General features: G+C 49.4%; 11 protein-coding genes. 5 read left to right on the plus strand and 6 right to left on the minus strand.

Annotated elements, in window-relative coordinates; translation table 11 throughout:
• Positions 1 to 24 precede the first annotated feature (24 nt).
• Positions 25 to 438 carry a DUF983 domain-containing protein gene (locus BUB30_RS18920; RefSeq protein WP_073136914.1) on the plus strand — a complete coding sequence of 138 codons (414 nt, stop codon included), beginning with the start codon at positions 25 to 27 and terminating at the stop codon, positions 436 to 438.
• Here the strand turns inward: BUB30_RS18920 and BUB30_RS18925 are convergent.
• Together BUB30_RS18925 and BUB30_RS18930 are read right to left on the minus strand one after the other, a co-directional pair.
• Positions 433 to 1197, minus strand: a complete 765-nt coding sequence (locus BUB30_RS18925) for an SDR family NAD(P)-dependent oxidoreductase (RefSeq protein ID WP_073136916.1) — start codon at positions 1195 to 1197, stop codon at positions 433 to 435. The two genes, BUB30_RS18920 and BUB30_RS18925, sit on opposite strands and share 6 nt — an antisense overlap.
• 133 nt (positions 1198 to 1330) lie before the next feature.
• Complete coding sequence (locus tag BUB30_RS18930) at positions 1331 to 1687, minus strand: hypothetical protein (RefSeq protein ID WP_073136918.1); 357 nt, start codon at positions 1685 to 1687, stop codon at positions 1331 to 1333.
• Between the two features lie 343 nt (positions 1688 to 2030).
• Here BUB30_RS18930 and BUB30_RS34670 point away from each other — a divergent pair, with 343 nt between their 5' ends.
• Complete coding sequence (locus tag BUB30_RS34670; RefSeq protein ID WP_084138231.1) at positions 2031 to 3284, plus strand: DUF748 domain-containing protein; 1254 nt, start codon at positions 2031 to 2033, stop codon at positions 3282 to 3284.
• A 78-nt stretch (positions 3285 to 3362) separates the two neighbouring features.
• Here BUB30_RS34670 and BUB30_RS18945 read toward each other — a convergent pair whose 3' ends face one another.
• Positions 3363 to 3584 (minus strand): hypothetical protein, encoded by a 222-nt coding sequence (locus tag BUB30_RS18945; RefSeq protein WP_073136920.1) that lies wholly within the window; start codon positions 3582 to 3584, stop codon positions 3363 to 3365.
• A gap of 386 nt (positions 3585 to 3970) precedes the next feature.
• Between BUB30_RS18945 and BUB30_RS18950 the strand changes: the two genes are divergently transcribed.
• The 3 genes from BUB30_RS18950 (at position 3971) to BUB30_RS18960 (ending at position 5652) form a co-directional block, all read left to right on the plus strand.
• Positions 3971 to 4498 carry an inorganic diphosphatase gene (locus BUB30_RS18950; RefSeq protein WP_073136922.1) on the plus strand — a complete coding sequence of 176 codons (528 nt, stop codon included), beginning with the start codon at positions 3971 to 3973 and terminating at the stop codon, positions 4496 to 4498.
• A 187-nt stretch (positions 4499 to 4685) separates the two neighbouring features.
• Entirely contained in the window at positions 4686 to 5015 is a 330-nt protein-coding gene (locus tag BUB30_RS18955) for a DUF3175 domain-containing protein (protein ID WP_073137421.1), read from the plus strand.
• Positions 5016 to 5073: 58 nt separating this feature from the next.
• A complete protein-coding gene (locus BUB30_RS18960) occupies positions 5074 to 5652 on the plus strand; it encodes a DUF4142 domain-containing protein (protein WP_073136924.1) in 579 nt (192 codons plus the stop codon).
• A 194-nt stretch (positions 5653 to 5846) separates the two neighbouring features.
• Here BUB30_RS18960 and BUB30_RS18965 read toward each other — a convergent pair whose 3' ends face one another.
• The 3 genes from BUB30_RS18965 to BUB30_RS18975 all read right to left on the minus strand — a co-directional run bounded on the left by BUB30_RS18965 (position 5847) and on the right by BUB30_RS18975 (position 13102).
• On the minus strand, positions 5847 to 8258 hold the full coding sequence (locus BUB30_RS18965) for an ABC transporter permease (protein ID WP_245804127.1): 2412 nt from the start codon (positions 8256 to 8258) through the stop codon (positions 5847 to 5849).
• A 46-nt stretch (positions 8259 to 8304) separates the two neighbouring features.
• Complete coding sequence (locus tag BUB30_RS18970; protein ID WP_073136926.1) at positions 8305 to 10665, minus strand: ABC transporter permease; 2361 nt, start codon at positions 10663 to 10665, stop codon at positions 8305 to 8307.
• Positions 10666 to 10741: 76 nt separating this feature from the next.
• On the minus strand, positions 10742 to 13102 hold the full coding sequence (locus tag BUB30_RS18975; protein ID WP_073136928.1) for an ABC transporter permease: 2361 nt from the start codon (positions 13100 to 13102) through the stop codon (positions 10742 to 10744).
• Positions 13103 to 13117 lie beyond the last annotated feature (15 nt).

Consider the following 13117-nt stretch of genomic DNA (forward strand, 5'->3'; position numbering starts at 1 on the left):
TTGAATAGCTAAACAAAAAACGCCATGGACCTCAGCCGTTCCACTTCCTACAGCATACTGGCCATCCGATGCCCGCGTTGCCACCAGGGCAAGATGTTTCCCAGCGAAACCCTCTATCATCCCACCAAATTCACCATCATGAACAAGACGTGTGCTTGCTGCGGGCAGTCGTTTGAGCCCGAGCCTGGATATTACTACGGCGCCATGTTCGTGAGCTATGCCATCAACACCGCCCTTTTTGTTGCCGTGTGGGTAGCGCTTTCGGTTTTGGTGAGCGAGATCACCACCACCCTCATGGTTGTCACCTTGTTGGCCGTGGTGCTCGGATTCCTGCCCATCACTTTCCGGTTATCACGTGTGTTGTGGATCAACATCTTTGTTCACTTCGAAGGGCTATGCGACGAGATTCCCCGCCGCAGTGAACAAAAGAGTTTATAAGAACATCCCTCCCGAAGCTTCGATCCGTTGGGCGTTGATCCAGCGCGCTTCTTCCGTACAAAGGAACGCTACCACGCCACCAATGTCGTCGGGCACGCCGGTTCTTCCCAGGGCCGTGTTGCCTTCGATGTGCTTTATGACCTGGGGTGCATGTTCAAAGGTGGCTTTCGTGAAATCCGTTTGAATGATGCCCGGCGCAACAACATTGGCGGTGATGCCCCGCGATCCTACTTCTTTTGCCAGGTAACGGGTAAACACTTCCACCCCACCCTTCATGGAAGCATAGGCAGCATAACCCGGTGTGGTGAAACGCGCCAAGCCGGTGGAAAGGTTTATGATACGACCGTTGTCGTTGAGGTGAGGCAAGGCCTTTTGTGTGAGAAAAAAAACGCCCTTGAGGTGGATGTTCATCAGTTCGTCAAACATTTCTTCTTCCGTTGCCGCGATCGAGGCGTGAATGCCGATGCCGGCATTGTTGATGAGAAAGTCAAACTTCTCGGCGCCAAAGCTTTCCTCGAGTTGAGCGGACACGCGTTTAAAAAAATCATCGAAGGTCTTGCTGTCGCTCACATTCAATTGGAGCTCCGCACTTTTTCTTCCGCGGGCTCTGACTTCGGCCACCACGCTTTCGGCTTCCTGTTTATTGCTGTTGTAGGTGATGAGCACGTCGTTTCCCGTTTCGGCTAGTTTCAAAGCCATGTTCTTTCCCAATCCGCGGCTGCCGCCGGTGATCAGGGCGATCTTGTTTTTAGATTCCATAAGTGATTCAATTTTATTGTGCTACAAAATTGTCCTATTCCGACCGCCTCAGAATGGTGACAGCTTCAGTAAAAAATGGTGACCATTTCAGTATTTTCCGTCCGCTTTGCTTTTTTTCTTCTTTTTGAACCCCTCATTGGGATCTGCAACTCCTCGCAAAGAAACCGATACCTTCCTCCGTAATCGCGATTTTGTAGATCACTCCCGTATAGTCCAGCTTCTTCCAATCGTCTACATACCCCATGATCAATTCAACGTTGACCTCAAAATTGTCCAGGGCCGTTTCTTCGCCCGCGAAATTATTGCCTTCGAAGATCCGGACGTAATTCGCCGTGAGTAGAAAACTGAGTGAGCCGATCAAAGCATTCACCAGTTGATCTTCGTTCGTTCCCAGGATCGTTTTCTTCAGCATTGACAAGATCTCCATGATCGACAGCGAGTGACCTTGTACTGCGTCGAGCACAAGGCAGTGCATCTCTTTTTGTTCCATACATTTTGTTTTTAGATAGTCCATCGATGAGCCTTCCTACAGGCATCGTCGATTGACTGGCAGGCGTGTTCTTGAGGAACGGGTCGAGGCGAGTTCACGAGGGTGCTGTTCAAATCTAGAGAGAAAATTCCGAACAATGAAGGCCCGATTTATTGCCAGCAGGCCTTTACCTCAGGAGGTAGCTAAGAGGCTTTGCCACGCCGTGTGTAGACAAAACTCCGCATTTCTTCAGGGCGCACCCTTTGGCATGAATTTTCTGCGACCTTATCAAAAATCAATCCCGTTCCGCCGAGTTGATCGCCTGCCTGACATTCGCGTGTCAGCAACATCTGAACAGAATTTTATGACCGCTGCAAAAAACAAACATAAAAAAAGAATGGGCCTTATTGTCGCCATCAGTTTTGTGGCGCTGTTGGTGGTTGGCCGGCTCATATTGCCATACGTCGTTTTAAATTATCTCAATAAAACACTAGCCAACATGAAAGGCTATCGTGGCCATATTGAAGACGTGGACATTGCGCTGATCCGTGGCGCCTATAAAATCGACAGTATTTATCTTCACAAACTGGATACGGCGAAAGACAAAGAGACACCGTTCTTTGCCGCTTACAACGTAGACCTTTCCGTAGAGTGGAAAGCGCTCTTTCACGGGTCCATTGTCGGCGAATTGGTTTTCGAGCGCCCGATGATCCGCTTCACAAAAGACAAGGTTGAACCTAAACAAGTGCGCAACGATTCGACAGGATTTAAAAAACTTCTGGACGATTTCATGCCCTTAAACGTGAACCGCGTCGAGATCAACGATGGCGAGATTCAGTACAAGGACGAATTCTCAAAACCCAAAGTAGACCTGGCGCTGACCCACACGTATGCCCTGGCGCTCAACCTTCGGAATAGTTACGACTCCGCCGCCCTGTTACCAGCCTCTTTCACGATGCGAGCGGATCTCTATGAGGGCAAGCTTTCCCTGAATGCAAAAATGAATCCCCTGGCCGACGATCCCACCTTCGACATGAATGCCGACCTGAAGCATACCAACCTGGTAAAATTGAACGAGTTCTTCCAGGCCTATGCTAAGGTGGATGTGAACAAAGGAAAGTTCGGTCTATATACCGAAGTGGCTGCCAAAAAAGGGAACTTTGCCGGCTATGTGAAGCCGCTCATCCAAGACCTCGATGTTTTGGGTAAAGAAGACCGCAAAGACAATATCTTTCAAAAAATGTGGGAAGGATTTGTGGGAACCGTGGGCGAGGTCTTTCAAAATCAGTCAAAAGACCAGGTAGCAACCAAGGTGGAATTTAAAGGAAGCCTCAAGAATCCTGACACCAATGTTTGGAGCGCGATCTATAACGTCTTGGAAAACGCTTTTATTCAAGCCCTTCAGCCCACGATCGATCACGAGATCAACATTGCTTCCGTAGACACGAAAAAGGAAGAAAAGAAGAACGTCCTTCAAAAAGTCTTCGGCAAGAAAGACGAGCCGGATAGAAAAAAAGATAAAGCCGAAAGAAAGAAGGAAAGGAAGGAAAAGAAGAAAAAGAAAAAAGAACAAAGGAAGGAAAAGAGCGAGAAAGAAGCCTCCGGCAACAACGTCTAGCGCCGGATCGACGAACTGCCGCATCGATCGCACGACTCAAAGTCATACCCGGATAAAATTGACCCTGCCCCCTACTCCTCATTGTTCATTGCTGATGGACGAATACAACAGCTTGATACGCTCGATGTATTGCACCGCGTTGAGAGAGTTGATTTTGGTTGGATATTCGCTGGTGCCGGGCCGCACAACAATAAAGTTTGCGTCGTCGATCCAGGCGCAACGTTCTTTGGTGTAGCGCTGCGCTGAACTGTCGCGAAGGTTGCTCCGCAGGATGTTCAATATAATGCTGTAGTCTATCATAAAAATCTCATTTAACATACGAATGTCTAACCATCCGTAACATTCGTACCAGAACAGAAGACAAAGAATTCAATCCCTTTTTGCCCTCTACTTAAAAGTTATGGGGATTCTTTTTCCCCGTCACACCATTAATTCCACACCTATCGGGATTGAGAAAATACCAGTAGAACTTGGCACGGAATTGAAAGCCGTAAGGATTTGTATATCTTTATTTACCTAACTCAGATACAACATGAATAACTTATTTAGAGGACTTATTGCCGGCTATGGCGCAAAAAAACTTGGCGGCGGATGCCTGGGCACAGTCCTGGTTTTTATCGTGATCTGGGTGGCGCTAGGCCAGTGCCAATAATCAGCGACCATCCTATGTTGACTTCTTCGATTCTATGAAACTATCCAGTATTGCCACCTTTGTAAATCAGCATATTCATGTGGTGATCGAAACGCCGAAAGGCAGTCGCTTTAAATATGCCTACGATGAAAATCTTGATCTCATGGTGGTCCGTCACGAACTTCCGGAAGGATTCATCTTTCCCATCAACTTCGGTTTCATTCCCCAGACACTGGCCGGCGATGGTGATCCGCTGGATGTGTTGGTCATGAGCGAAACACCAGCCGTTAGTGGGTGCCTGATGGAGTGCCGCGTGATTGGGGCGGTGACTGCCAGACAGCGGGATAAAACTAAATGGGTGCGCAACGATCGCGTGCTGGCCGTGCCCGTGGCGAGCCGGTCGTATGAGAATATCCAATCATTGCGTGATGTCAGCAAAACATTTCTCAATCAGCTCGAACAATTTTTTGCTGCCTATAATGCCGCACGTGGCAAGACCTATCAATCGTTGAAGCGCCTCAGTCCGGTGCAAGCGTTGGCTTTGATCCGAAAAAATCAAATCCGGCTCCCACCAAATAAATAAAGCATCTGTAGCGCCATCGCCCCCGAAAACTGTGGAATTTCTTTCCCTCTTTGCTGATTCCGGATACTCAAGCTTCGCCAGGTGGTTCCATTTGCCCGGTATAAAAATGCCCTACGCGCTCGAATAGCATGGTCGTGAACTGGCATTTTTTTCGCGTCGTCAAAGGAAACAACACATGTCGAAGACTATGCTTACCAAAAGAAAAACCACCTCATCTTCCGCTCACCGTGACACGCGCAAAACCCGGAAGTGGTCAGCGCGAGTAACCCAGACCAGCGATGCCATGGATCTCCGGAAAAACGTTTTCCGTTTGTCGGATCCTAAAAAGATCGCCCGCTCCGTCAAACGTTCGGCACAGCAAAGCAACCGCAGGAAGGGCACGCCCTATCAATCCGCGATGTCGATGTTGAACTTCTACATCAACCGGGCAGGAAAAAATCTAACCCCGGCAAAAAAAGAAAAACTCGAAAAAGCCAAGGAAGAGTTGAAGGTGCTCTTTCACCGGACGGACGACTAGTACTCCCGACACTACCCGTAGGATATCTTTTTCAATCATCACGCCAACGCCAACCGCCATGAAAATCAACATGATGTTCCTCATGCTCCTTGCTTTGGTGATCATCACCAGCATCGACTCCTGCCATTCAAAAAAATCCCCGCCGGATAGTAAGGAGGTGGCCGAAGCGCAAAACAAAGCAACGTTCGACACCACGAGCGTGGAGGATGATGTGCAGTTTGCCATTGCCGCTGCCGATGGTGGTCTGCTGGAAATTCAATTGGGGAACCTGGCCCTTACCAACGCATCGTCGGCCGAGGTGAAGAAATTCGGCCAAAGCATGATCGACGACCACAGTGGGGCCAACAAAGAACTGGCCGCACTGGCTTCGCAAAAAAATATCACACTCCCGCAGACGCTAAGTGAAAAAAATCAAGAATATTATGACGATCTTCAGAAAAGGAGGGGCAAAGCGTTCGACGAAGCCTACACTGATTTCATGGTGAAAGACCATCAGGAAGACATCGACGAATTCAAAAAAGAAGCAAAAAAAGGAAACGACAAAGATTTGCAATCCTGGGCCCAGGGAAAGGTGCCTGTGTTGGAGCACCACTTATTGATGGCACAACAAACACAGGAATCGCTGAAGAACAAGTAGCGTTTACAAAAAACGATTTCATCATGGGATGAAAGCGGCTGGTTAAAAAAACGCGGCGACCTCAAATGGCCCGACTCCTTTTCGCCGGCTGCCGAAGGTAAATGTACTTCACCACCTCTCAACTCCATCTGGAGCGGCCAGCCGATCCCTTCAAACGCTTCAAGATCAAAGTGCGGCAAGATCACTAACCCAGGTCACTCTTCTTTTAAGGATTGGGTTGGACTTACGCGGGAGGCGCGGATCGCCTGACTTCCCACGGTCAACCACGTAATGACCAACGCAGCGAGGGCCGGAATCAAAAAGTACCACACATTCAAATCAATCTTATAGGCAAAACTTTGCAACCACAAAGTGACCATAAAATAACTGACAGGCACCGCGACTGCCACGGCGGCCAGCACGATCTTTGTGAAATCGCCAGAGAGCAAATAGATGATGCCCATCTCGCTCGAACCCAAAATCTTCCGGATGCCGATCTCTTTCAAACGGCGTTCGGCTGTGAAGGCGGCGAGGCCGAAGAGACCCAGGCAAGAAATGAGAACAGCCAACAGCGCGAAATAGCGGGACAGCACCGAAACACGTTGCTCGGAAGCGTAAAGTGCCTGATAGTCGTCGTTGAGAAATTTATAATCGAACGCCAGGCCAGGGTTTTGATCCTGGTAGAGCTTTTGGATCTGGGGAAGTGCTTCCGCTTCGGCTCCTTTTTTTATTTTTACCATGATCCGGGGAACCCTGGGCTCCAGTTGGATCAGGCAAGGTTTCATTTCTTCGAACAGCGATTCGAAATGAAAATTCCGGGTTACACCGATAATTTGCTTCTCCTCTCCCCACACCCGGATGGTCTTTCCGATGGGATCTTTCAGCTCCATCATGTCGATGGCCGCTTCGTTGAGGACGATCTTTTTCTTTTCGCCGCTAAGTTCCTTCGAGTACGACCGGCCTTCTTTCATTTGAATGCCCAGGGTTTCAATAAAATCAAATCCAACCTCGAGATTGGAAAAGCCTTTTTTACTATCCTCATCGCCTGGCTTCCAGTCCACGCCGCCAAGTCCGCCATGATGGCCAACGACATCGTGATCAAAGTTCGCTGCATTGACCACGGTGGGGAGACTCCGTACGCGATTCAGGAATGAGGCCACCGCCTGGTCCAGTCCTCCCCCGATCTCAAAGAAGGTAGAGTCGCCGTTGTTCTTTACTTCGATCTCAAAGTGGATAACGTTATCGCGGTCATAGCCCAAATTTGTGGACTGCACATAGTCGATCTGCTTATACACCACCAGTACTGCCACGATGAGAATGACGGACGCGGTGAATTGAAACACCACAAGCCCCTGGCGCGCCCAGCGCTCGCCCACCGAGCTGTTCAACTTTCCCTTCAACACAACGGCGGGCTTGAATCCTGAAAGGTATAAGGCCGGGTAGCTGCCGGCGATCAGCCCGGTGATGAAGGTGATGCCCAATACCGTCAGTATAAGGCTGGGTGTTAATTGCAGGGTAAGGTGTTTGCCGGTGATCGCATTGAACTGCGGCAGTCCGATGTCGACCACGAGCACCGACACCGCCAGCGACAAAAAAGTCATGAACATCGATTCACTCAGGTATTGCGTCACCAGCGTGTAGCGACTTGCGCCCACGGCTTTCTTGATGCCGATCTCTTTAATGCGCCGTGAAGCCTTGGCGGTGGAAAGGTTCATGAAATTGATACAGGCAATCACCAGGATAAAAACGGCGATGGCCGTAAACAACCGGACATATTCTATACGTCCTCCCACCGGCACACCGTTTTCGTAGCGCCCATGCAAATAGCGATCGGAATAGTGTTGCAGCAGTAATGTGTTTTTCGTCTCTTTATTCTTTGTTTTTAAAAACCCGGCAATCTTTTCGTTGAACGCCTTGGGATCAGTACCCTTCTTCAGCAACACGAATGTGCTGGGATCGCTGTTGCTCCAATGTTGCAATCCCTCGCGGCTCGAGAAAAACAGTTCATAGTTCAACAAAATATCAAACGGATCGGTCGCGTTGGCGGGACGGTTCTCAAAAACGCCAATGATGTGACAGGGCTCTTTGAACTGGTCGCCGTTCCAGCTCACGATCTTGCCCACGGCATTCGCTGGTGATTGGAACAACTGCATCGCCAATTGCTCGGAGATCGCGATACCATATTTATCAGCAAACAAAAGATTCTGATCACCCTCTTTAAAAGGGACTGTGAACATCTTGAAGTAGTCTTTGCTCACAAATTGACTGCCCGCCTTCACGCTGTTGTTTTCAAAGGAAACGATGCCTTTTGCCGAAAACCAATCGGCGGGAACAACTGACGCGGCATACTCGACTTCCGGCATTTCATCGGCTAAGGCACGGGCGAGCAGTCCTTGCGTGCCGCTGCCGGTTCCGATGTCGCCCTCGTTATAGAAATTCTGCAATACCTGGTAAAGGTGCTCATCGTGTTCATTGAACTTGTCCACATGCAACTCGTCGTTCACCCAAAGGTAGATCAGCAATGAGCACGACAAGCCTGCCGACAACCCGATGAGGTTAATGAAAAAAGTGCTCTTGAAACGCTTGAAGTTCCGGTAGAGTAAAAGAAACGCGTGCTTGGTCATCATGTCTTTGTGTTTTATCGAACGTCAATTGATTTAGGATGGTCAGTATCTATTGTTCCTTCAGACACCGGATAGGATTGACCCGGGCCGCTTTGAAGGCCTGCACACTCACGGTAAGCCAGGCGATACACAAGGCGATGAGACCCGCCACCACAAAGTACCACCACTCCAATGGCGTTTTGTACGCAAACGCTTCCAGCCAATAGTGTGACAGGAAATAACTCAGCGGCAACGCCACCAGGATGGCGATCAGCACTGTTTTGGTAAAGTCACCCGACAACAGGAACACGATCCGAAACACACTTGAGCCTAAAACCTTGCGAATGCCAATCTCTTTCAACCGGCGTTCGGCCGTGAACGACACCAAACCGAAAAGCCCGAGGCACGAAATGAGCACCGCCAACCCGGCAAAGTAGCGCGACAAAACAGCCACCCGTTGCTCGGCCGCATAGAGGGCTTGTTGATTCTGATCCAGAAAACTGTACTCGAAAATAAAACCTGGATTGACCTTGTGAAATGTGTTTTCAATGTGCTTTATCGTTTCCTGCTGGGGCCCCTGCGCCAGCTTGATCACGATGTGCCAGGTGTTGCCCGGATACATTCTCAAAAACAAAGGCTTCACCTTTTGGTGCAGCGACTCGAAATTAAAATCTTTTACCACGCCAATGATCTCCATGTTATCCCCCCATAATTTTACCACCTTTCCAACCGGATCCTCCAAGCCCATAAACCGAATGGCCGCTTCGTTGAAAATGATCCGCGCGGTGTCGGTGTAATCCTTCGAAAAGGTCCGGCCTTCTTTCATCTCAATGCCCATCGTTTCCATCAAGTCGTGGTTAACGGTCATGTTCTCGAATTCTGTTCTGTCGTTCAAATCTTTTCCAGGCCACTCTACACCGGAAGTGCCACTGTTGTGTCCCATGAGATTGTGCCCCAAGCTCGATGCATTTGCCACACCGGGTATCGCTTTTATTTCCGTCAGAAAAGTTTCCAGTGAAGCATCGGTCCAAATGTTCCCTTCGCGGCGCACGAAGATGACATTCTCCTTGTTGTAGCCAAGATCGCGTGATTGCACGAACTCGATTTGTTTGTATACCACCACCACCGAAACAATAAAGATGATGGAGATCACAAACTGGAAGATCACCAGTCCTTTCCGCGCCCATTGTTCACCCCACGAAGCCGTGAACTGACCTTTCAGCACCGTGGCCGGATTGAACCCCGAAAGGTACACGGCAGGATAGCTCCCCGCCAGCAAACCCGTGAAGACGGTGATGCCAATCAACTGCAGCGCCGCGACGCCATCGAGGTGAAGCGCAATGTGTTTGCCCGTGATCTCGTTGAATTTTGGCAACAACAAATCCGCGATGAGCACAGCCAGCACCAACGAGAGCAAGCTCATGAATAACGATTCACCGAGGTATTGAAGAATAAGTGTCTTACGTCCCGCGCCAACCGCTTTTTTGATACCCACTTCTTTCATGCGCCGCGAAGCTTTGGCGGTGGATAAATTCATAAAATTGATAGCGGCAATAACAAGGATAAAGGCGGCAATGATGGAGAACAATTTCACATACGTGATCCGGCCACCCACTTCAACACCATTCTCATAATTGCCATGGAGGTAGTTTCTCGAAAAGAGTTTCAGGAACGGCGTGCGATAGCCATCCTCGTCTTTTGTTTTGACCTTGATATAACTGGCAAACTTTGCATTGAAGGCCTCCACGTCCGCACCCGGCTTGAGCAACACAAAGGCATAGGTTCCGGTGTTACCCCAATTCAGGAGCCACTCTTTTCCGTCTTTGAACTTTTCGAAGGTGCCTAAAAAATCCAATTGCATCGACGATTGCTGTGGCACTTTCTTAAACACACCCGAAATCACATACGAATCATGATGATCGTATTCAACGGTCCGACCCACTACATTATCGGTGGTGTTGAAAAGCTTTAGGGCCAATTCGTCGCTGATCACCAGGGAGCTCTTGTCGAGCAGGACCTGGTTGATGTCGCCCTGCAGCAAGGAGAAGGAGAACATCTTAAAAAAATCCTTTCCCACAAAGCGGCCCTCCGCTTTCATGTTTTTGTCGCCGATGGTAAATGTAGCGTCCTGCTCTGAAGACACGTTCATGGCGTATTCCACTTCCGGCATTTCTCCCGACAGTGTTTCACCCAAAAGACCGGACGTCGTGTAGGCTGTCCAAATGCCGCTTGATCTTACGCGGTTTTCGACCACCTGGTACAACCGGTCTCTTTTTTCATGAAACTGGTCGACCTGCCATTCATCGTTTACCCAAAAATAGATGAGCAACGAGCACGCCAGGCCAGCAGAAAGTCCGGCCAGGTTGATAAAAAAAGTCGTTTTGAAACGAAGAAAATTGCGGAAGAGTAAAAGGATGCTATGTTTTATCATGATGAGATTCGTTTGCTCGAATTTTTTAATGAATGTTCTGTTTCTGGATGCTCATTGAATCCCGGGACCCCGGGCATTATTGCTCCTTTAAACATTTGACGGGATTGATCCGCGCCGCTTTAAAGGCTTGCAGGCTTACCGTGAGCCAGGCAATACACAAAGCGATGAGGCCTGCGGCGACGAAGTACCACCACTCCAAAGGTGTCTTGTACGCAAAGCCTTCCAGCCAGCGGTGCGACAAGAAATAGCTCAACGGCAAGGCCAGGAGAATAGCGATCACCACCGTTTTCGTGAAATCGCCCGACAACAGGAGCACAATACGAAACACGCCTGATCCCAAGACTTTCCGGATACCGATCTCCTTCAGCCGGCGCTCGGCCGTGAACGACACCAAACCGAAAAGACCCAGACACGAGATGAGGATCGCCAAACCGGCAAAATAGCGCGACAAAACAGCAACGCGCTGCTCGGCCGCATAGAGCGATTGTTGATTCTGATCCAAAAAACTGTATTCAAAAATAAAACCGGGATTTACTTTGCGAAAAGTCTCTTCAATGCGCTGTATCGTTTCGTGTTGATGTTCCTGGGCCAACTTGATCACGATGTGCCATGTATTGCCGGGATACATCCGCAAAAACAACGGCTTGACGGTTTCATGCAACGATTCAAAGTTAAAATCTTTTGCTACGCCAATGATCTCCATATTACTGCCCCACACCTTCACCACTTTTCCAACCGGATCCTCTATTCCCATAAAACGGATAGCCGCCTCGTTGAAAATGATTCGTGCGGTGTCGGTCAAATCTTTTGAGAACGCGCGACCCGCTTTCATTTCGAAACCCAGCGTTTCCATCAGCCCGCCGTTAACGGTCATGACCTCGAATGCTGTTTTATCGCTTGGATTTTTTCCGGGCCATTCTACGCCGGTGGTACCGCTGTTGCGGCCAGTGAGGCCGTGCCCCAAGCTTGATGCGTTCACGACGCCGGGAATCGCCTTTATCTCCGTCAGAAAGGTTTCCAATGAAGCATCGGTCCAAATGTTCCCTTCGCGAGGTACGAAAATGACATTCTCCTTATGGTAGCCGAGATCGCGTGATTGCACGAATTCGATTTGTTTATATACGACCACAACCGAGACAATAAAAATGATGGAGATCGTAAACTGGAAGATCACCAGCCCCTTCCGCGCCCATTGCTCGCCCAACGACGTGCTGAATTGGCCCTTCAGCACCGTGGCCGGGTCGAAACCTGATAGATACACCGCGGGGTAACTCCCCGCCAGCAAACCCGTAACGGCCGTGATGCCAAGCAACTGCAGCGCGGCGATCGCATCGAGATGAAGCGCAATATGCTTGCCGGTGATCTCGTTGAACTTTGGCAGTATCAAATCCGCTGCGAGGATGGCCAGCACCAGGGCGAGCAAACTCATAAATAAAGATTCGCCAAGGTATTGAACCATGAGTGTTTTGCGTCCCGCGCCAACAGCCTTTTTAATGCCCACCTCCTTCATACGTCGCGAAGCTTTGGCCGTCGACAAGTTCATGAAGTTGATCGCGGCAATGACGAGAATAAAAGCGGCGATGATGGAAAACAGTTTCACGTAGGTGATTCTTCCTCCGGTTTCAACGCCGTTCTCATAGTGGCCGTGGAGATAATCCCTCGCAAAAAGTTTCAGGAACGGCATGCGGTGAGCGTCTTCTCCATTTGTTTTGGTCTTGATGTAACTGGCAAACTTGGCGTTGAAGGCCGCGACGTCCGCATTCGGTTTGAGTAACACATACGCCAGGGTTGCCGTATTGCCCCAATCCTGAAACCACTGCTTTCCATCTTTATATTTTTCGAGCGTTCCTAAGAAATCGACTTGGATCGTGGATTGTTGCGGCATTTTTTTAAACACCCCCGAGATCACATAGGCATCATGGTGATCGTATTCAACGGTCCGACCCACCACATTATCGGTTGTATTAAAAAGTCTTAAGGCTAGTTCGTCGCTGATGACCAGCGCATTCTTATCGAGCAGCACTTTGTTGACATCGCCCTGCAGGATGGAAAAAGAAAACATCTTAAAAAAATCCTTTCCCACAAAACGGCCTTGCGCTTTCATGTTCTTGTCGCCAAGGGTGAGCGTAGCGGCTTGGTCGGACGATGTGCTTATGGCATATTCCACCTCGGGCATTTCGCCCGACAGCGTTTCACCCAAAAGACCCGAGGTGACGTAGGATGTCCAAATGCCGCTGGACCGTACCCGATTTTCCAGTACTTGATACAGCCGGTCCTTTTTCTCATGAAACTGGTCGATCTGCAATTCGTCATTCACCCAAAAATAAATGAGCAGCGAGCACGCCAGGCCCGCAGAAAGCCCGACCAGGTTGATGAAAAAAGTCGTTTTGAACCGGCGAAAATTGCGGAAGAGCAAAAGGATATTGTGTTTTATCATGACGAATGGGTCTGA

This window comes from Chryseolinea serpens (assembly GCF_900129725.1).
GTDB lineage: Bacteria > Bacteroidota > Bacteroidia > Cytophagales > Cyclobacteriaceae > Chryseolinea > Chryseolinea serpens.

Excerpts from the sequence above, each read along its gene's own strand:
- BUB30_RS18920 (WP_073136914.1), top strand. The coding sequence starts at position 25 with ATGGACCTCAGCCGTTCCACTTCCTACAGCATACTGGCCATCCGATGC.
- BUB30_RS34670 (WP_084138231.1), top strand. The coding sequence starts at position 2,031 with ATGACCGCTGCAAAAAACAAACATAAAAAAAGAATGGGCCTTATTGTC.
- BUB30_RS18975 (WP_073136928.1), bottom strand. The coding sequence starts at position 13,102 with ATGATAAAACACAATATCCTTTTGCTCTTCCGCAATTTTCGCCGGTTC.
- BUB30_RS18930 (WP_073136918.1), bottom strand. The coding sequence starts at position 1,687 with ATGGAACAAAAAGAGATGCACTGCCTTGTGCTCGACGCAGTACAAGGT.
- BUB30_RS18965 (WP_245804127.1), bottom strand. The coding sequence starts at position 8,258 with ATGATGACCAAGCACGCGTTTCTTTTACTCTACCGGAACTTCAAGCGT.
- BUB30_RS18925 (WP_073136916.1), bottom strand. The coding sequence starts at position 1,197 with ATGGAATCTAAAAACAAGATCGCCCTGATCACCGGCGGCAGCCGCGGA.
- BUB30_RS18955 (WP_073137421.1), top strand. The coding sequence starts at position 4,686 with ATGCTTACCAAAAGAAAAACCACCTCATCTTCCGCTCACCGTGACACG.
- BUB30_RS18960 (WP_073136924.1), top strand. The coding sequence starts at position 5,074 with ATGAAAATCAACATGATGTTCCTCATGCTCCTTGCTTTGGTGATCATC.
- BUB30_RS18945 (WP_073136920.1), bottom strand. The coding sequence starts at position 3,584 with ATGATAGACTACAGCATTATATTGAACATCCTGCGGAGCAACCTTCGC.
- BUB30_RS18950 (WP_073136922.1), top strand. The coding sequence starts at position 3,971 with ATGAAACTATCCAGTATTGCCACCTTTGTAAATCAGCATATTCATGTG.
- BUB30_RS18970 (WP_073136926.1), bottom strand. The coding sequence starts at position 10,665 with ATGATAAAACATAGCATCCTTTTACTCTTCCGCAATTTTCTTCGTTTC.